The following is a 17,559-nucleotide window of genomic DNA, read 5'->3' as shown; positions in this document are numbered from 1 at the left end:
TATGGCTGCACCTATAAAAGTGATTCAAAAACAAGAATTAACTGAGGAAGAAATAAAACAGCGAAAATTAGATGATTTAAAAGAGCTGCTAGCTAATAATGAAGACGCTCTAAATCAAATGTTTAATATAGTAGGGGAATTGAATGATATTGGCATGCTAGAAGCAGCAAATTCTATGCTAAAGGCGAAAGAACCAATCGCAAAGATTGTTCTTGGCCAAGTAACTCGTGAGCCTGTAACAAATTTGATTAATAATATGATGGGTGCTGCAGGTGCTTTAACAGAACTTGATCCGGAACTTACGAAAAAGCTTATAGGTAGCTTATTAGTAGGGTTAGAAGAAGGTAATGAACATCTAGAGAGTAATAAAAAAGTAGGGGTATTCGATCTTATGAAAGTATTGAAAGATCCAGACATTAACCGTGCCATCGGATTTGGGCTTCATTTCTTAAAAGGTATGGGTAAAGGGTTAAAAGACGAGTAACCTTCATGAAGTGAATCTTTTCGCCCAAATGTTTGTACGAAATAGTTTGGGCGGAAGGCTCATTTTGGTAAAATATATAATAAAGTAAAATGAGGCTGTTGGGAGGTATAATTGTATGTCAAAAAAAGTACATGAATTTAATGATATGATACGAAAACTTCGAAAGGAACTTTTCGGAAAAGGACCAGAACGAATTCATACTGTTTTTGCTGAAAATATGGCGATTGCGACCCTTTATGGAAACTTAACACCTACTGAAAAATTCATTTCAAGTACGATGGACGGTGCGGAAATGGTTCATATGGCTAGAACGAAAATGATTCAAGAAGTGTATGCTGCGAATTCCCGTGAACATTTGGAGGAACTTGTTGGAGCGAAATTAGTGAATTTGTTTTCAGATATGAAAGTCGAAGAAGATATTGCAGTTTCAGTATTTGTTTTTGATAAAAATATAACGTGAGAGAAGGATACTGATCGTGAAACCGATACAGGTAGAAAGAGAAATCTTTCGTTATGAACAAGGGGCGTTTAAGCATATAGAGGACAGCATTGTAACAGAGTTTCCAGTCACGATTAAAATGAACGGACAGGAGTTTGTTACAATGGTTAGTACTCCAGAATATATAGAAGACATGGTAATAGGCTTTTTAGCATCTGAGGGAATTATTCGGAAGTATGAAGATATTGACGACATATGGGTACAAGAGAAAGAAGGATTTGTACATGTCACAACGAAAAAAGTGAATCCGTATTACGAACAAATGCAAAATAAACGTTATATTACTTCATGCTGTGGTATGAGTAGACAAGGGTTTGTTTTTGCAAATGATGCACTAAGCGCGAAGAAAATGAATGGCGTACATGTACAGGTTGCTGCAGAAGATTGTTTTCGATTAATGACAGAAATGCAGCAATCTGCAGAGACATTTCGTCATACAGGCGGCGTTCATAATGCATCTTTGTGTGATGTGAATGGCATTATTTTAAGTCGAATGGACATCGGTAGACATAATGCATTAGATAAAATTTACGGTTATTGCTTAAAAAATAATATTTCTATAAAAGATAAAATCATTGTTTTTAGTGGTCGTATTTCTTCGGAAATATTATTGAAAGTTGCAAAAATTGGTTGTGAAATTATACTTTCAAAATCAGCTCCAACTGAGTTGGCTTTGCAGCTGGCTGAAGAATTAGGTATTACAACAATAGGGTTTATTCGGAATCAATCCTTAAATGTATATACGCATCCAAAGCGTGTTTTAAATATAAAATAAGTAAAAGCGAGGCAATAAATATGAAATCTGTCACATTAGACAAACTACAACGCCCTTTAAAGGATTTACGTATTTCTGTTACTGATCGCTGTAATTTTCGCTGTCGCTATTGTATGCCAGAAGAAATATTTGGTCCTGATTATTCGTTTTTGTCTAATGATAAAATTTTATCTTTTGATGAGATTGAAAGGATAACACGTATTTTTGTTTCTTTAGGTGTAAGAAAGTTACGAATTACGGGCGGAGAACCGTTACTTCGAAGAGGTCTTCCGCAGCTTATTGAGCGCCTTAATAAAATAGATGGTGTGGAGGATATCGGTTTAACAACCAATGGATCGTTACTTAAAAAGTTTGCTCCTGATTTATATATGGCGGGTTTATCACGTGTGACAGTTAGTTTAGATTCTTTAGAAGAAGAGCGGTTTTTCTATTTGAATGGTAATAGAAGCAAAATACAAAGGGTTCTGGAAGGAATACAGGCTGCAGCTGAAGTTGGTATGAAAATTAAAATAAACATGGTCGTTCAAAAGGGGAAAAACGAACAGGACATCTTGCAGATGGCGCAATACTTTAAGGAAAACAAGCATATTCTTCGTTTTATTGAGTATATGGACGTTGGAAATTATAACGGTTGGGATTTAAAAGAGGTTGTCTCTAAACAAGAAATAGTAGATACGATTCATCAAGTTATGCCATTAGAACGGATAGAAGCGAATTATGCAGGTGAGGTTGCGACTCGCTATCATTATATTGGAAGTGATGAAGAAATAGGTATTATTTCATCAGTAACAGATTCCTTCTGCTCCTCATGTACGAGAGCCCGTATTTCTGCAGAAGGAAAATTATATACTTGTTTGTTCGCTTCTAAAGGAAATGATTTGAGAGAACTGCTTCGATCTGGATACAATAATGAGGAAATAACAGATATCGTAAGCAATATATGGAACAACCGAGAAGATCGTTATTCAGATGAACGCTTAAATAATACAAGTAAAAAAAGAATACCTAAAATTGAAATGTCACATATTGGTGGTTGATATATAAGAGTGACACTATCATAAAGTATATACAAAATGGAAAATGTGCAACGGTTGTAGATTTTCTATTTTATAGTAAAAGTGATGATTGATATCTCTGTAAAAGAAGTGCAGAGAAATTAAGCAGCATTCAAAAACCTTTATTTTGAGGAGGTTTTTTGAAGCTGCTTTTTTATTTGGAGAAAATGGAGGAATTAGTAATGGCATTTCATAAACCGGAACAAATTGCTGAGCTTGTAATTGAGGCCGGTGTTCAAAAAGTAAGTCAGACCTTGCCAGCGATGCTTATTCTCGGTTTTTTAGGAGGAGCATTTATTTCATTAGGATTTTTACTTAACATTCGAGTTTTAGGTAATTTGCCTGATCGCTGGGGGAGTTTAGTGAATATTTTAGGAGGCGCGGTTTTTCCTATTGGACTCATGCTCGTCGTATTAGCAGGAGGAGAATTAATTACCGGAAATATGATGTCAATGTCTATGGCGCTATATGCAAAGAAAATCACATTGGTTAGTGTGCTAAATAACTGGATTTGGATTACTTTCATGAATTTTGTTGGAGCTATTTTCGTTGCATATTGCTTTGGTCATCTTGGAGGATTAACAGAGGGAGATTATTTAAATAAAACGGTAGCGATAGCAGAAGGAAAGTTACATGAATCATTTGGGAGAACTTTAATTTTAGCAATTGGTTGTAATTGGCTCGTTTGTCTGGCGCTTTGGCTCGCTTATGGGACGAGCGATTTTGTCGGAAAGATAATCGGAATTTGGATTCCAATTATGGCATTTGTAGTGATCGGATTTCAGCAAGTGGTAGCAAATATGTTTGTCATCTCGGCAGTTATTTTTGCAGGTCATCTGACGTGGATGGATCTTGCTAGAAATTTTGTTCCTGTCTTTATCGGAAATGTAATTGGAGGAGCTGGCTTTGTTGGATTTGCGTACTTTGCTTGTTATCAAAAACAACATTCTAATATGAAATAGAGTTCGTGAGAGGAAGGGTATGTAATGGCTGATCGGTATTCACGACAACAGTTGTTCAAACCAATTGGGAATAGAGGGCAAGAAAAAATTCGAAATAAACATGTGTTAATTGTAGGAGCAGGCGCATTAGGAAGTGCAAGTGCCGAAAGTTTCGTACGTGCAGGTATTGGCAAGTTGACGATTATTGATCGTGACTACGTTGAATGGAGTAATTTACAAAGGCAACAATTGTACTCTGAACAAGATGCGAGAGAGAAGATGCCGAAAGCAATTGCTGCAAAAAATCGACTAAAACAAATTAATTCGGAAGTACAAATACATGCTTTCGTAATGGATGCATGTGTAGAAAATTTGGAAGGGCTATTAGAAAATGTCGATGTAATAATTGATGCAACAGATAATTTCGATATCCGATTTATAATAAATGATTTATCACAAAAACATAATATTCCGTGGATATATGGTTCTTGCGTTGGATCATATGGTATGAGTTATACGATTATTCCGCAAAAGACACCGTGTTTACATTGTGTGCTGAAGAATGTTCCAGTTACAGGTGTGACGTGTGATACAGCTGGAATCATTAGCCCGACTGTTCAAATCGTCGCAGCATATCAAGTGGCGGAAGCACTCAAAATTTTAGTAGAAGATTTTTCAGCAATTAGAAAAACATTTTTCATGTTTGATATATGGAGTAACCAAAACCATGTTATAAAACTAGGGAAAATTAAGACAGACGATTGCCCTTCGTGCGGTTTGAATCGCATGTATCCTTATTTATCATACGAAAACCAAACGAAGGTAGCTGCTTTATGCGGAAGAAATATAGTTCAAATTAGATCGGTAGAAAATAGGAAGTATGGCTTTGACGATGTAGAAAAAGTATTAAAAAAACTAGGGAAGGTAGATCGGAATCCGTATTTACTATCTTGCCAATTAGATGATTACCGCGTCGTTATTTTTCGAGATGGTCGTGTTTTCATTCATGGTACAAATGATATTTCGAAAGCGAAGCAACTATATTATCGCGTATTCGGTTAATAGAAAGGGTTGTCAATAATGGAAAGAAGAGTGCCAATTGCGGTGGAAGAAGCTGTTCGTAAAGTAATGGGATTTGCTAATGAGGGATTAAAGGAGCTACTACCTATTGAATTAGCTTATGGGCGTATATTAGCGGAGGATTTAGTAGCTGACCATGATGTACCTTCATTCAATCGTTCACCGTATGACGGGTTTGCTATTAGAGCAGAAGATACGAACTTAGCAAGTTATGAAATGCCAATTGTATTTGAAGTAGTGGGTGAAATTGGCGCAGGATCACTATTCGATGAGAAAGTAGGTCCGTTTCAAGCAGTTCGAATTATGACGGGAGCGCAAATTCCGAATGAGTGTGATGCGGTTGTTATGTTAGAACTGACTCGTCAATATGAGGAGGCTGGCAATAAGTATATGGAATTAAAGCGATCATTCAAAACAGGCGACAATATTTCTTTTCAAGGTGAAGATGCTCGTAAAGGAACAGTTCTTGCAAAGAAAGGATCGTACATTAATCCAGGTATTTCAGCTCTTCTTGCTACATTCGGTTATAGTGAAGTACCAGTTGCGAGAAAGCCTGTAATTGGACTGTTAGCGACTGGGAGTGAATTACTGGATGTCAATGATTCATTACAGCCAGGGAAAATCCGAAACAGTAATACGTACATGATATTGTCTCAAATTCGAAGAGCGGGCGGAAGAGTAAAATGTTTTGGGAAGTTTAGTGATGATTTTAATACGTGTTTTACAGCTGTGAAAGAAGCGCTTGGCCAAGTAGATATGTTAATTACAACGGGTGGTGTATCAGTAGGAGATTATGATTATTTACCAGCTATTTACGAAAAGTTAGGTGCATCTGTTCTTTTTAATAAAGTTGCAATGCGACCAGGAAGTGTTACGACTGTAGCACAATTAAATGGCAAGTTATTATTTGGTTTATCAGGAAATCCATCAGCTTGTTACGTAGGGTTTGAATTATTCGTAAGACCGTGTATTCGGACGTATATGTTTAGTGAAAAAGTACATTTAAAAAGAGAAAAAGCGTTATTAGGAGAAGATTTTCTAAAACCGAATCCATTTACAAGATGTGTACGAGCAAAATTGCAATATGATGAGGGGAAATTAATCGCTTATCCATCAGGGTTTGATAAATCTAGCTCAGTTTCTTCATTGGCAGAATCAAATGCGTTTATCGTATTGCCGGGCGGGACAAGAGGATATAAAAAAGATATGTTTGTTGATGTTCTTTTATTAGAAGATAACGAAGGTAGTGAATGGCCTTGGACATTTCATAAAGTGAGAGGTGGTTCTAATGGGACAAGCGCTATTTGAAATTGTAGATAATCCGATTTTAGTTGAAGAAGTAACGAATAAAGTCGCAAGAAGGGAAGCAGGTGCGATTACAACATTTATTGGTACGGTGAGAGAATTAACAAAAGGAAAACGAACGCTACATTTAGAGTATGAAGCATATAAACCGATGGCAGTAAAACAACTTATGAGAATTGGTGAAGAGATTAGTGAAAGATGGCCGGATGCAAAAGTAGCAATTACGCACCGTGTAGGGCGGCTAGAAATAATGGATATTGCGGTAGTCATTGCAGTTTCATCACCGCATCGTAAAGTAGCTTATGAAGCGAATGAATACGCAATTGAACGTATAAAGCGAATCGTCCCAATATGGAAAAAAGAATTTTGGGAAGATGGGACGATGTGGATTGGAGATCAACTTGAAAATACACCATATCCAGCAGGAAAACCGAAGAAGGAAGAATGAGAAAATGATTACAATTTTACTATTTGCAAATTTACGTGAGGAAGTTGGATTGGATCGATTCGTAATTTCAGAAAAAGAAGAAATGACAGTGCAGCAATTAAAAGAATGGCTCAAAGCGAGCTATGGTTTACAATCGCTTGATAAAGTGATGGTGGCTGTTAATGAAGAGTTTGTAACGAATGAAGAGATGATAAAAGCTGGAGATATCGTCGCATTCATCCCGCCCGTTAGTGGTGGATAATAAGTGTTTCTCGCAATGATAAGAAGATGTTGTATATAAAGTGAAACTTTAATCAGTGGGGATTTTGTTCATCCCCCACTGATTATTAGTTGAACCAATCGGACTTTTATGGGCAGTTGATCCCCCTCCTAACTTCTCTGCTTTCGCTGAATTTTGAGGTGGCGGTCTTACTGCCCATTAAAGTCGGATAAATTAGAATACGAGAAGGGATGAGTTCTATGATTACTCAAAAACAAATAATGAATGCGTTAAAACATGTAGAGGATCCAGAATTACACAAAAGTATTGTAGAGTTAAACATGGTTAGAAATATACAAATGAATGGAACAGAGGTTAAACTTGAAGTAGTGCTAACGATTCAAGGGTGTCCGTTAAAAGCAAAAATTCAACAAGATATTGAAGAATCGCTTCACGCAATTGGTGCCTCTAAAGTGGATGTAACATTTAGTTCTATGACAAAAGAAGAACGTGCAGTCTTAACAGAGAAGTTAAAGAAAAATACTAGAACAGAAACTGGTATGCCAAGCATGCTTCGCCTCGATTCAGGGGTACGATTTATTACTGTAACGAGCGGAAAAGGTGGAGTCGGAAAATCAACTGTGACAATTAATCTTGCAACGGCTTTAGCTCGTATGGGCAAAAAAGTGGGGATATTAGATGCAGATATATATGGTTTTAGCATTCCAGCTATGATGGAAACGAATCAAAAACCAACGATGATTGATCAAACAGCAATTCCAGTTATTAGTCACGGTGTTAAAATCATGTCGATGGGATTTTTTACAGAAGGAAATAATCCGGTTATGTGGCGCGGACCGATGTTAAATAAATGGATTCAAAATTTCCTTGCGAATACGCACTGGGGAGAATTAGATTATTTACTGCTTGATTTACCACCTGGTACAGGAGATGTTGCCATTGATGTTGCAGCAATGATTCCGCAGGCGAAAGAAATTATCGTTACAACACCACATAATGTAGCTTCATTCGTAGCATCTAGAGTAGGCGTAATGGCAAAACATACGAAACACGAGATTTTAGGTATTGTGGAAAACATGGCTTATTATGAAGAACAAGATGGATCGAAAAATTATCTGTTCGGAAAAGGCGGCGGTGAAATGTTAGCAGAACAATTGCAAACAGAAGTAATCGCACAAGTACCTTTTGCAAAACGTGAAGAAAATAGCGGTTCATCTGTATATGATGAAGATTCTCTTGTTGGAGAAGTGTTTACATCGTTAGCAGAAGATATTATTTATAAAGGATAGAGGAGGGATTTTTATGGCGTGTAATATCGATCATTCTATTGAAGATGTAATGAATAAACTTGAAAGTCAAAAGAGTTTTTTATCTGAAGAGATTTTTAAAGGGTTAAAAAATTTTTTACAAGGTAATCACTCACAAGAAATATTAAATGATGTATTTCATCTTTTAAAAAAGTATGACTTAGTAAGTAAAGAAGAAAGAGAGACGAGAAATACTCAATTATTGCTGATTATAAAATAAATACACTTTGACTTTTGGTTTGTAACAGGAGGGGTAAATGTAATGGATATGAAAAAGATGATTGAAATGATAGAAGCAACAAAAGTGACTAAAGAAGAATTATCGATTTCTACTTTACATCAAGAGCTTGTGAAGTTATATAGTCAAAAAAATGTTGCTCACTATACGGAGTTATTAAAGTATATTTTATCATTATCCGTGCAACAAAACCTACATCTTGTATTGAAATATTTTGGCGTGCGACCGGTTGTTGCGACAGATGAGCGTATGCAATTTCAAGAAATATTTAAATGTTTAGCTAAGAAAGATGATAATGGGGAATGGTTTTTAAATTTCGTTTCTTTATATGTAGGGTTAATTATAGTTCTTCATTTTGATGAGAAGGAGATTGAGGGAAGTTTTTTCGATGCTATGGTAGTGGGTGAAGGGAATGAAATATAAGATTCTGCTCATAACAGCTTTCTATTTAATTGCTATAACTGCGATTTTAATTGGTTATGTAAATATGAAGGTAACGAATTAAACTAGTTTGATAAAAAGTGATCTTCAGTTGTTCCCATCGTTTTTTCATGTTACCATTAAGCGAATTTTTCATAGGGAGAGAAAGCGATGAAATGGATTTATTTTCTTATTATTAATGTTATAGCTTTTAGCCTTATGGGGCTTGATAAACGAAAAGCGAAGAAGAAACAGTGGAGAACGCCAGAAAGTACGTTGTTTTTATCAGCGGCAGCTGGGGGAGCAGTTGGAGCTTGGATCGGTATGTATATGTTTCATCATAAAACTCATAAAAAGAAATTTGTTTTCGGCATACCTTTACTTGTTGTAATAACGGTATGTTTATTATTCGTTGTATGAGAAATGTCGAAAGAAATGCAGATTGATTATTGGTAAAGTGAGCACGTGGGACCGTATAATGGAGAAAAAATGAGAAGAGGAGAAAAAGGAAGATGGGGAGTCAATCAGCAGAGCAAAAAAAAGGGATTATATATGCGGCTGGTGCGTATACGATGTGGGGAATACTACCAATCTATTGGAAATGGGTTGAGGAAGTTCCAGCAGATGAAATATTAGCACACCGCATCGTTTGGGCATTTGTTTTTATGTTACTTGTATTAGGTGTTACGAAGAGGTTTCGCCAGTTTATTGGGGAATTTGTGAATCTTTTTAAACGACCTAAATTATTAATGTCATTAACAATAGCTTCAGTCTTGATTAGCGGAAACTGGTTTGTTTACATATGGGCCGTTAATCATAATCATGTTATTGAAGCGAGTCTTGGCTATTATATTAATCCGCTTATTAGTATTTTACTTGGTACAGTCGTTTTAAAGGAAAAGTTAAACTTCTGGCAATATGTTGCAGTTGGTTTAGCTGGAGTAGGGGTTATCATTTTAACAGTACGTTTCGGGGCTATTCCGTGGGTTTCTCTATCACTTGCCCTTTCATTTGGATTATATGGATTAACGAAAAAATTGTTAAACTATGATGCGACAATTGGACTTACGATGGAAACGATGTTAGTGACGCCGTTTGCGATTATTTATCTCGTTATGACAGGGGTACATGGTTTTGGTTCGTTTGGATCTATTTCCATGTTATCAACGTTACTATTAATAGGAGCAGGCATTGTTACAGCATTACCACTTTTTTATTTTGCAAAAGGAGCACAACTTATTCCGCTTTATATGGTAGGATTTTTACAATATATTGCACCAACGATTAGTTTAATTTTAGGTGTATTCGTATTTGGTGAACATTTCACATCTACTCATATGATGGCATTTTTCTGTATATGGGTTGCATTATTTGTATTTTCGGTAGCGAAAACAAAGTTCTTAGTGCAGAAACAACCGAAATTTATAAAAAATAAATCAGCAAAAGTATCATAATGCGTAGTATTTTCTACGCATTTTTCTTTATACTTATATTATATAGAATTTCCATTATAGTCAGTAAGGAGCTGAGAACATGGAAACAATCTTACATAATGATCCGCTTATGGCCGCTGTAATTTCATGGTTTTTAGCACAATTAACGAAAGTAGTCTTTAAATTATTCAAAACGGGTGAATTTGATTTTGCAAAGTTTTTCGCTTCAGGTGGGATGCCAAGTTCTCATGCTTCAACTGTTACAGCGCTTGCGACAGGTGTTGGTGTTGTGGAAGGTGTGGAAAGTACCATATTTGCTGTTTCTGCTATCTTTGCAATAATTGTAATGTATGACGCTTCAGGAGTAAGGCTTGCAGTAAGTAAACAGGCGAAAATATTGAATGAGTTTTTTCACGGTAGACAAACAGAATATAAGAAGTTAAATGAACTTGTCGGGCATACACCGTATGAAGTAGTAGTCGGTGCTTTATTAGGGATTATTGTCGGAGTAGGATATTGTTTGTGAGCAGAACATTTTATATGTTCTGCTTTTCTTTGTTTTTATACATATTCAGCTGCTTTTTTGAATATCGTTATACGGATTTCGAAAGGGTGGGTGAGCAACTTGTTATTATATGAAAAAGTGCATGAAGAAATAGCGAGAAGAACAACTGCACTTCAAACAATGCCACGGCAAGATGGTACGTGGCGGTTTTGTTTTGAAGGAGCGCCACTAACAGATTGTCATATGATTTTTTTATTAAAATTATTAGGTAGAGATAAAGAGATAGAACCGTTTGTAAAAAGATTAGTATCATTTCAAACAAATGAAGGAACATGGAAGTTGTACGAAGACGAAGTGGGTGGGAATCTATCTGCTACAATTCAATCTTATGCTGCCTTACTTGCATCGAAAAAATATACAAAAGAAGATGTGAATATGAAGCGAGCGGAAATGTTTATAAATGAGCGTGGCGGGGTAGCGCGTGCTCATTTTATGACGAAGTTTTTATTAGCGATTCATGGAGAATATGAATATCCTTCGTTCTTTCATTTACCAACACCAATCATGTTTCTACAGAATGATTCCACATTCAGTATATTTGAATTGAGTAGTTCAGCGCGGATCCATTTAATTCCGATGATGGTGTGTTTAAATAAAAGATTTCAAGTAGGGAAAAAGTTATTGCCAAATTTAAATCACATTGCGGGCGGAGGCGGAGAATGGTTCCGGGAGGATCGATCTCCAGTTTTTCAAACGTTATTAAGTGATGTGAAGAAAATTATAACTTACCCACTGTCTTTACATCATAAAGGATATGAGGAAGTCGAACGATTTATGAAAGAGCGTATTGATGAAAATGGAACGTTATATAGTTACGCAAGTGCTTCATTTTATATGATTTATGCTTTATTGGCATTAGGACATTCTATTCAATCGCCAATAATTCAGAAGGCAATAACGGGAATCACATCTTATATATGGAAGATGGAGAGAGGAAACCATTTGCAAAACTCTCCGTCAACTGTATGGGATACAGCTTTACTTAGCTATGCGCTACAAGAGGCCCACGTTCCGAAAGATAATAAGATGATTCAACAGGCAGTAGCATATTTGTTAAAAAAACAGCATACAAAAAAAGCTGATTGGAGCGTACATGCTCCGGCGCTTACTCCAGGCGGTTGGGGTTTTTCGGATGTGAATACGACTATTCCGGATGTTGATGATACAACAGCTGTGCTAAGAGCGTTGGCAAAAAGTAGAGGAAACAAAAATGTAGATAATGCTTGGGAAAAAGGGGTTAATTGGATTAAAGGATTACAAAATGATGATGGTGGCTGGGGAGCTTTTGAAAAAGGTGTGACGAGCAATATATTAGCAAATTTACCAATCGAGAACGCAAGAGATATGATAACGGATCCTTCTACACCAGATATTACAGGAAGAGTGTTAGAGTTTTTCGGGACATATGCACCAAATGAATTGCCTGAGAAACAAAAACAAAGTGCGATAAATTGTTTAATGAATGTACAAGAGGAAAATGGATCGTGGTATGGGAAATGGGGGATTTGTTATATATATGGTACGTGGGCGGTGATGACTGGTTTACGGTCACTAGGAATTCCTACCGCTGATCCTTCATTGAAACGAGCAGCTTTATGGCTTGAGCATATACAGCATGAAGATGGTGGGTGGGGTGAATCTTGCAACAGTAGTGTGGAGAAAAGGTTCGTTACTTTACCATTTAGTACACCATCCCAAACAGCATGGGCGTTAGATGCTCTTATTTCTTACTATGATAAAGAAACGCCATCTATTCGAAAAGGTATTTCATATTTGCTTGCGAATCCTTATGTGAATGAAAAATACCCTACCGGAACAGGTTTACCGGGTGGGTTTTATATTCGTTATCATAGCTATGCATATATATATCCGCTACTTACTTTTGCACATTATATAAAAAAATATAAAAAATAAACCGAGAGATATCTCTCGGTTTATTTTGTTGGGTAGTAGGTCCCTGTTGAAAAGAATAAGGCCATGCTTTCCTTATTTTTCTGTTGACTGGCGTTTTTGACGTGCATCAGCGGCATTTGCACGTGCGTTTGCTTCTAAGTCATCGTGGTCAGCGAGTTCACGAGAGAACTCAACATCAATACCATCAGTAGCTTTGTTTTGTTTGAAATTCTTTTTGTTCATTCGACACAATCTCCTTGCACTTTATCCCGCTTTAATGGGCAGTAAGACCCCACCTCAAAATTCAGCGAAAGCAAAAGAAGTTAGGTGGGGGATCAACTGCCCATAAAAGTCCGATTGGTTCAGCTAATAATCAGTGGGGGGATAAAGAATCCCCCACTGATTAAAGTTTCACTTTATGCGACGTTGCAAAGTTAGTTTGACACAAATAGACTTTTTTATGCAAAGAGGAATTGGAAAGCAAAAAGCCGAAATATACAGTATAAGTAATAGAAATGGGGGATAGGGATGGAGTTTTTAAATGGGAAAACAGCTGTTGTAACAGGAGCTGCACAAGGAATTGGAAAAGAGATTGCAAGAGTTTATGCAAAACTAGGGGCTAAAGTATTAATTAGTGATGTAAATGAAGAGAAGCTACAAAAAACGACACGTGAGTTATCGGATGAAGGATATGAAGTGAGCTTATATCGATGTGATGTGAGTAATCAAAATGAAGCGAAGTCGTTAATTGAATATGCAGTTCAAAAATTCGGTACATTACATATTTTGGTGAATAACGCTGGGATTACAAAAGATGCAATGTTACATAAAATGGAGAAGTCTGCTTGGGAACAAGTATTACAAGTGAATTTAACTGGTGTTTTTTATTGTATGCAACCAGCGCTTCTTTACATGAGACAACAAGGGTATGGACGCATTATTAATATATCTTCAATTAGTAGAGAAGGAAACATAGGTCAAGCAAATTATGCGGCTACGAAGGCAGGCGTTGTAGGTTTAACGAAAACGGCAGCGAAAGAAGTTGGAAGTTTCGGTATTACGTGTAATGCGATTTGTCCAGGATTTATGGATACAGATATGACAAAAATGATACCGGATAAAGTGAAAGAAAAGATGGTTGGAGCGATTCCGGTTGGTAGAATTGGGACGCCAGAAGATATTGCGAACGCAGCAGCCTTTTTAGCATCAGAATACGCATCCTATATTACAGGAGAAGTATTAAATGTGAGCGGAGGACTGCAAGTTTAAAGGCATACATAATGAAAAGAACCTGACCAGGTAGGTCAGGTTCTTTCTCATTAATTTAAGTTAAGCCAAACGCTCTTCACTTCTGTATAGTTATTTAATGCATAAGATCCCATTTCACGACCAAGACCAGACTGTTTAAATCCTCCAAATGGAGATGCTGCATCAAAGACGTTATAACAGTTTACCCATACTGTACCAGCACGTACTTTACTTGCAACATAGTGTGCTGTTTTAACATTTTCTGTCCACACACCAGCCGCTAAGCCGAATTGTGATTTATTTGCACGTTCAATTACTTCATCAATATCGTTAAACGGAATTGCAGAAATAACTGGACCAAAAATTTCTTCTTTTGCGATTGTCATTTCATCATTTACGTCAGCGAATACGGTAGGAGAAACGAAGTAGCCTTGATCGAATGGATTACTTCCTCCGCAAAGTACTTCAGCACCTTCTTCAATCCCTTTTTCAATGTAGCCCATTACACGTTTTTGTTGTTCTTCAGAAACGAGAGGACCGATTGTAGTTTCTGGGCTTAAGCCAGCACCTTGATTTAATTTTTTAGAGTAAAGGACAAGGTCAGCCATGACATTATCATACATTTTCTTCGGAACAAATAGGCGTGATCCAGCAGAGCATACTTGTCCTTGGTTAAACATAACACCAGAAAGTGCACCAGGAATTGCACGAGATAAGTCGGCATCTGGTAAAATAATGTTTGGTGATTTACCACCAAGCTCTAAAGTAACACGTTTTAATGTTTCAGATGCTTGTCGCATAATTTGTTTACCGACTGGAGTAGAACCGGTAAATGCAATTTTATCAACGAGTGGGTGATTAACGAGAGCTTGTCCAGCTGATTCACCGAATCCAGGAACGATATTAATAACACCTTTCGGGAATCCAGCTTCTTCAATTAATTCAGCTAAGTATAGAGCGGATAGTGGAGTTTGTTCTGCAGGTTTTAAAACGATTGTACATCCTGTAGCAAGCGCTGCTCCCATTTTCCACATTGCCATAAGAAGCGGGAAGTTCCAAGGGATAATTTGACCAACGACACCAACAGCTTCATGGCGTGTATAGTTAAAGTAATCACCGGAGACAGGAATTGTTTGACCAACGATTTTCGTCGCCCATCCAGCGTAATAGCGCATATGCTCAATTGCAAGTGGTATGTCTGCTGCCATTGTTTCACGGATTGGTTTTCCGTTATCTAATGTTTCGAGCTGTGCAAGCTCTTCTTTATGTTCTTCCATTAGATCAGCTAACTTGTACATGAGACGGCTTCGCTCAGCAGTGCTCATACGAGACCAAGGCCCTTCGTCAAAAGCCATACGAGCTGCGACTACAGCTTTATGAATATCTTCGCGACCAGCTTCAGAAACGACGGCAAGTGTTTCACCAGTTGCTGGGTTAGGTGTTTTAAATGTTTTACCGGAAGCGCTTTCAATGAAAGATCCATTCACATATAACTTTTTTGTACCTTGAAGAAACTTTTCTACCTTTTCATGAAGATTTACAGCTAGTTGACTCATTGTATAACCCCCTTGAAAATATAATGTAAACGCAGTACGAGACGGCGCTTATTCCGAAATCAAGGATGTGGAAACTAGATGGAAAGCCTCTAATTAAAATCATAATTAATAAATACTGAAAATTCAAATTTCATTTGTGTTACAATTGTAAAAAATATGTAATGTAAGAGAAGCTTCTATATGATTATAAAAAATCCTGCTTGTTTTTGCTTTCTAGTAGGAAAAACTAGAAGAACAATGGTACAATAATACATCGTGAGAGGAGGGGGAAAAATGAAAGATTATCATGATGATCCACGCTTTCGAATAGCCCATAGAGAAGCGTTAATTGGTCTTGGACTTGCTATTATTAATTTTATAATATGGTACGGATTTGCTTATGGGCTTGGTAGTAAAGATCCGAGTGAATATACATATGTATTAGGTTTTCCCGCATGGTTTTTTTATAGCTGTATCGTTGGATTTATCGTTATGGTTATTTTACTTAGTTTAGTTGTTCGTTTTGTATTTCAAGATATTTCACTCGATGAGGAAGAAAAAAGTGAGGAATAATAGATGAATTGGTATGTAATCATTCCAATGATAATTTCGTTTATCGTTGTATTTTTAATTGGTGTATATGCTTCAAGACGCGTGCAAGCAACAGCACATAGTAAATTTTTACAAGAATATTTTCTTGGTGGGCGTGAGCTTGGCGGTTTATTATTAGCGATGACAATGATTGCTACATATGGTAGTGCTAGTAGCTTTATTGGTGGTCCTGGTATTGCTTACAATATGGGTCTTGGATGGGTACTGCTATCTGCGATTCAAGTTGTAACAGGGTATATCGTTTTAACGGTTATCGGTAAAAAGTTTGCAATTATCGCTAGGAAGATGGAGGCCATTACTCTTATTGATTATTTAAAGGGAAGATACAATAATAAAGCAGTCGTGATCCTTTCTGCGTTATGTATTATTATCTTTTTATTTTCAGCAACAGTAGCTCAGTGGGTCGGCGGTGGACGATTAATTGAGTCGCTAACGGGTTTATCTTATACAACAGCACTATTTTTATTTACTTTCTCTGTACTTGTGTACGTATTAATTGGTGGATTTCGTGCAGTTGCGCTATCAGATACACTATTAGGTATTATCATGTTGGTTGGAACGACAATCATTTTAATTGCTACTGTCATTGCCGGTGGTGGAATTGAAAAGATTATGCAGGAACTTGTTCAAATCAATCCGAATTTAATTACACCATTCGGAGCAGATGGTAGTTTAACTAAATCATATGTGACATCGTTTTGGATTTTAATTGGAATTGGCGTTGTCGGTTTACCGCAAATTAGTGTGCGTGCCATGTCTTATAAAAATTCAAAAGCGATGCATCAAGCACTTATAATTGGAACGATTGTTGTAGGTACAATTATGATTGGTATGCATTTAACGGGTGTATTTGCAAGAGTTGTACTGCCAGGTATAACGGTACCAGATAAAGTAATGCCGCTACTCGCGATGGAAGTGTTGCCACCTTGGTTAGCGGGAGTTTTTTTGGCTGCACCAATGGCAGCGATTATGTCTACAGTAAACTCGTTATTGTTACTTGTAAGTTCGTCAATCATTAAAGATATATACGTAAATTACATAAATAAAGATGCGGCAGACAGTACGATTAGAAAAGGAAGTTTATGGATTACTGCTATCGTAGGACTGCTCGTTTATGCGGCAGCAATTAAACCACCAGATTTTTTAATATGGTTAAATTTATTTTCTTTCGGTGGATTAGAAGCAGCATTCATTTGGCCGATCGTATTAGGATTATATTGGAGGAAAGGAAATGCAACAGGAGCGCTTGCTTCCATTTTAGTTGGGGTAGGCTCATATATGTGTATTCACCTTTTCTATCCAAATCCGTTCGGTATACATACAGTTGTCTTTCCAATTTGTTTTGCGTTTATCGCTTACATCTTAGGAAGCGTGATTACTGTGAAGAAAAACAGTATAGGTTAGATGAAAAACGCAGTTCGTATAGGACTGCGTTTTTTCGTATAAATTTGTTCTTTTTTATTCTGTAAGCCTGTGAATATTCATAAATTAATAACAATTG

Annotated in this window: 21 protein-coding genes; 19 read left to right on the top strand and 2 right to left on the bottom strand. The window is 36.8% G+C overall.

Features of this window, described 5'->3' with window-relative positions; genetic code table 11:
* Window position 1 precedes the first annotated feature (1 nt).
* The 16 genes from ATN06_RS18100 to ATN06_RS18025 all read left to right on the top strand — a co-directional run bounded on the left by ATN06_RS18100 (window position 2) and on the right by ATN06_RS18025 (window position 12,684).
* Window positions 2–484 (top strand): helical membrane plugin domain-containing protein, encoded by a 483-nt coding sequence (locus ATN06_RS18100; protein WP_060631795.1) that lies wholly within the window; start codon window positions 2–4, stop codon window positions 482–484.
* Between the two features lie 115 nt (window positions 485–599).
* Window positions 600–944 carry a Na-translocating system protein MpsC family protein gene (locus ATN06_RS18095; RefSeq protein ID WP_000039582.1) on the top strand — a complete coding sequence of 115 codons (345 nt, stop codon included), beginning with the start codon at window positions 600–602 and terminating at the stop codon, window positions 942–944.
* 16 nt (window positions 945–960) lie between these two features.
* Window positions 961–1,758, top strand: a complete 798-nt coding sequence (gene fdhD / locus ATN06_RS18090; protein WP_060631794.1) for a formate dehydrogenase accessory sulfurtransferase FdhD — start codon at window positions 961–963, stop codon at window positions 1,756–1,758.
* Between the two features lie 20 nt (window positions 1,759–1,778).
* Window positions 1,779–2,795: a GTP 3',8-cyclase MoaA gene (gene moaA / locus ATN06_RS18085; RefSeq protein ID WP_060631793.1), complete on the top strand. Its 1,017-nt coding sequence runs from the start codon at window positions 1,779–1,781 to the stop codon at window positions 2,793–2,795.
* Window positions 2,796–2,995: 200 nt separating this feature from the next.
* The gene (locus ATN06_RS18080; protein ID WP_060633169.1) at window positions 2,996–3,775 is read left to right on the top strand and encodes a formate channel; all 780 of its coding nucleotides are present in this window, start codon (window positions 2,996–2,998) and stop codon (window positions 3,773–3,775) included.
* 24 nt (window positions 3,776–3,799) lie between these two features.
* On the top strand, window positions 3,800–4,816 hold the full coding sequence (locus ATN06_RS18075) for a molybdopterin-synthase adenylyltransferase MoeB (RefSeq protein ID WP_060631792.1): 1,017 nt from the start codon (window positions 3,800–3,802) through the stop codon (window positions 4,814–4,816).
* Between the two features lie 18 nt (window positions 4,817–4,834).
* Window positions 4,835–6,142: a molybdopterin molybdotransferase MoeA gene (gene moeA / locus ATN06_RS18070; RefSeq protein WP_060631791.1), complete on the top strand. Its 1,308-nt coding sequence runs from the start codon at window positions 4,835–4,837 to the stop codon at window positions 6,140–6,142.
* Window positions 6,123–6,587 carry a molybdopterin synthase catalytic subunit MoaE gene (moaE, locus tag ATN06_RS18065; RefSeq protein ID WP_060631790.1) on the top strand — a complete coding sequence of 155 codons (465 nt, stop codon included), beginning with the start codon at window positions 6,123–6,125 and terminating at the stop codon, window positions 6,585–6,587. The genes moeA and moaE overlap by 20 nt, the downstream gene beginning before the upstream one ends.
* A 4-nt stretch (window positions 6,588–6,591) precedes the next feature.
* Window positions 6,592–6,828: a molybdopterin converting factor subunit 1 gene (gene moaD, locus ATN06_RS18060; RefSeq protein WP_002194735.1), complete on the top strand. Its 237-nt coding sequence runs from the start codon at window positions 6,592–6,594 to the stop codon at window positions 6,826–6,828.
* A 218-nt stretch (window positions 6,829–7,046) separates the two neighbouring features.
* The gene (locus tag ATN06_RS18055; protein ID WP_060631789.1) at window positions 7,047–8,096 is read left to right on the top strand and encodes a P-loop NTPase; all 1,050 of its coding nucleotides are present in this window, start codon (window positions 7,047–7,049) and stop codon (window positions 8,094–8,096) included.
* Window positions 8,097–8,109: 13 nt separating this feature from the next.
* A complete protein-coding gene (locus ATN06_RS18050) occupies window positions 8,110–8,334 on the top strand; it encodes a hypothetical protein (protein WP_060631788.1) in 225 nt (74 codons plus the stop codon).
* Between the two features lie 42 nt (window positions 8,335–8,376).
* Window positions 8,377–8,775 (top strand): hypothetical protein, encoded by a 399-nt coding sequence (locus ATN06_RS18045; protein WP_060631787.1) that lies wholly within the window; start codon window positions 8,377–8,379, stop codon window positions 8,773–8,775.
* Between the two features lie 168 nt (window positions 8,776–8,943).
* Window positions 8,944–9,192 (top strand): DUF1294 domain-containing protein, encoded by a 249-nt coding sequence (locus ATN06_RS18040; RefSeq protein WP_000871349.1) that lies wholly within the window; start codon window positions 8,944–8,946, stop codon window positions 9,190–9,192.
* Between the two features lie 92 nt (window positions 9,193–9,284).
* The gene (gene rarD, locus ATN06_RS18035) at window positions 9,285–10,226 is read left to right on the top strand and encodes an EamA family transporter RarD (RefSeq protein ID WP_060631786.1); all 942 of its coding nucleotides are present in this window, start codon (window positions 9,285–9,287) and stop codon (window positions 10,224–10,226) included.
* 79 nt (window positions 10,227–10,305) lie between these two features.
* Window positions 10,306–10,731 carry a divergent PAP2 family protein gene (locus tag ATN06_RS18030; RefSeq protein WP_060631785.1) on the top strand — a complete coding sequence of 142 codons (426 nt, stop codon included), beginning with the start codon at window positions 10,306–10,308 and terminating at the stop codon, window positions 10,729–10,731.
* 99 nt (window positions 10,732–10,830) lie between these two features.
* A complete protein-coding gene (locus tag ATN06_RS18025; protein WP_060631784.1) occupies window positions 10,831–12,684 on the top strand; it encodes a terpene cyclase/mutase family protein in 1,854 nt (617 codons plus the stop codon).
* A gap of 72 nt (window positions 12,685–12,756) precedes the next feature.
* On the opposite strand, the gene ATN06_RS18020 is transcribed toward ATN06_RS18025, so the two are convergent.
* Window positions 12,757–12,906, bottom strand: a complete 150-nt coding sequence (locus ATN06_RS18020; protein ID WP_001035807.1) for a YfhD family protein — start codon at window positions 12,904–12,906, stop codon at window positions 12,757–12,759.
* A gap of 285 nt (window positions 12,907–13,191) precedes the next feature.
* On the opposite strand from ATN06_RS18020, the gene fabG reads away from it, so the two are divergent.
* A complete protein-coding gene (fabG, locus tag ATN06_RS18015) occupies window positions 13,192–13,932 on the top strand; it encodes a 3-oxoacyl-ACP reductase FabG (RefSeq protein WP_060631783.1) in 741 nt (246 codons plus the stop codon).
* 50 nt (window positions 13,933–13,982) lie between these two features.
* Here fabG and dhaS read toward each other — a convergent pair whose 3' ends face one another.
* Complete coding sequence (dhaS, locus tag ATN06_RS18010; RefSeq protein ID WP_060631782.1) at window positions 13,983–15,467, bottom strand: aldehyde dehydrogenase DhaS; 1,485 nt, start codon at window positions 15,465–15,467, stop codon at window positions 13,983–13,985.
* Window positions 15,468–15,740: 273 nt separating this feature from the next.
* On the opposite strand from dhaS, the gene ATN06_RS18005 reads away from it, so the two are divergent.
* Both ATN06_RS18005 and panF read left to right on the top strand, forming a co-directional pair.
* A complete protein-coding gene (locus tag ATN06_RS18005; RefSeq protein WP_000656237.1) occupies window positions 15,741–16,019 on the top strand; it encodes a YhdT family protein in 279 nt (92 codons plus the stop codon).
* A 3-nt stretch (window positions 16,020–16,022) separates the two neighbouring features.
* A complete protein-coding gene (gene panF, locus ATN06_RS18000; protein WP_060631781.1) occupies window positions 16,023–17,462 on the top strand; it encodes a sodium/pantothenate symporter in 1,440 nt (479 codons plus the stop codon).
* Window positions 17,463–17,559: the final 97 nt, after the last annotated feature.

It is taken from the genome of Bacillus thuringiensis (assembly GCF_001455345.1).
In the GTDB taxonomy this organism is placed as follows: domain Bacteria; phylum Bacillota; class Bacilli; order Bacillales; family Bacillaceae_G; genus Bacillus_A; species Bacillus_A thuringiensis_N.
The sequence above is the reverse complement of the archived record's forward strand: the minus strand, read 5'-3'. Positions and strand labels throughout refer to the sequence as shown.

What these genes read in the sequence shown, in the direction of transcription:
- ATN06_RS18100 (WP_060631795.1), top strand. Translation starts at nt 2, where the DNA reads ATGGCTGCACCTATAAAAGTGATTCAAAAACAAGAATTAACTGAGGAA.
- ATN06_RS18095 (WP_000039582.1), top strand. Translation starts at nt 600, where the DNA reads ATGTCAAAAAAAGTACATGAATTTAATGATATGATACGAAAACTTCGA.
- moaA (WP_060631793.1), top strand. Translation starts at nt 1,779, where the DNA reads ATGAAATCTGTCACATTAGACAAACTACAACGCCCTTTAAAGGATTTA.
- ATN06_RS18080 (WP_060633169.1), top strand. Translation starts at nt 2,996, where the DNA reads ATGGCATTTCATAAACCGGAACAAATTGCTGAGCTTGTAATTGAGGCC.
- ATN06_RS18075 (WP_060631792.1), top strand. Translation starts at nt 3,800, where the DNA reads ATGGCTGATCGGTATTCACGACAACAGTTGTTCAAACCAATTGGGAAT.
- moeA (WP_060631791.1), top strand. Translation starts at nt 4,835, where the DNA reads ATGGAAAGAAGAGTGCCAATTGCGGTGGAAGAAGCTGTTCGTAAAGTA.
- moaE (WP_060631790.1), top strand. Translation starts at nt 6,123, where the DNA reads ATGGGACAAGCGCTATTTGAAATTGTAGATAATCCGATTTTAGTTGAA.
- moaD (WP_002194735.1), top strand. Translation starts at nt 6,592, where the DNA reads ATGATTACAATTTTACTATTTGCAAATTTACGTGAGGAAGTTGGATTG.
- ATN06_RS18055 (WP_060631789.1), top strand. Translation starts at nt 7,047, where the DNA reads ATGATTACTCAAAAACAAATAATGAATGCGTTAAAACATGTAGAGGAT.
- ATN06_RS18050 (WP_060631788.1), top strand. Translation starts at nt 8,110, where the DNA reads ATGGCGTGTAATATCGATCATTCTATTGAAGATGTAATGAATAAACTT.
- ATN06_RS18045 (WP_060631787.1), top strand. Translation starts at nt 8,377, where the DNA reads ATGGATATGAAAAAGATGATTGAAATGATAGAAGCAACAAAAGTGACT.
- ATN06_RS18040 (WP_000871349.1), top strand. Translation starts at nt 8,944, where the DNA reads ATGAAATGGATTTATTTTCTTATTATTAATGTTATAGCTTTTAGCCTT.
- rarD (WP_060631786.1), top strand. Translation starts at nt 9,285, where the DNA reads ATGGGGAGTCAATCAGCAGAGCAAAAAAAAGGGATTATATATGCGGCT.
- ATN06_RS18030 (WP_060631785.1), top strand. Translation starts at nt 10,306, where the DNA reads ATGGAAACAATCTTACATAATGATCCGCTTATGGCCGCTGTAATTTCA.
- ATN06_RS18020 (WP_001035807.1), bottom strand. Translation starts at nt 12,906, where the DNA reads ATGAACAAAAAGAATTTCAAACAAAACAAAGCTACTGATGGTATTGAT.
- fabG (WP_060631783.1), top strand. Translation starts at nt 13,192, where the DNA reads ATGGAGTTTTTAAATGGGAAAACAGCTGTTGTAACAGGAGCTGCACAA.
- dhaS (WP_060631782.1), bottom strand. Translation starts at nt 15,467, where the DNA reads ATGAGTCAACTAGCTGTAAATCTTCATGAAAAGGTAGAAAAGTTTCTT.
- ATN06_RS18005 (WP_000656237.1), top strand. Translation starts at nt 15,741, where the DNA reads ATGAAAGATTATCATGATGATCCACGCTTTCGAATAGCCCATAGAGAA.
- panF (WP_060631781.1), top strand. Translation starts at nt 16,023, where the DNA reads ATGAATTGGTATGTAATCATTCCAATGATAATTTCGTTTATCGTTGTA.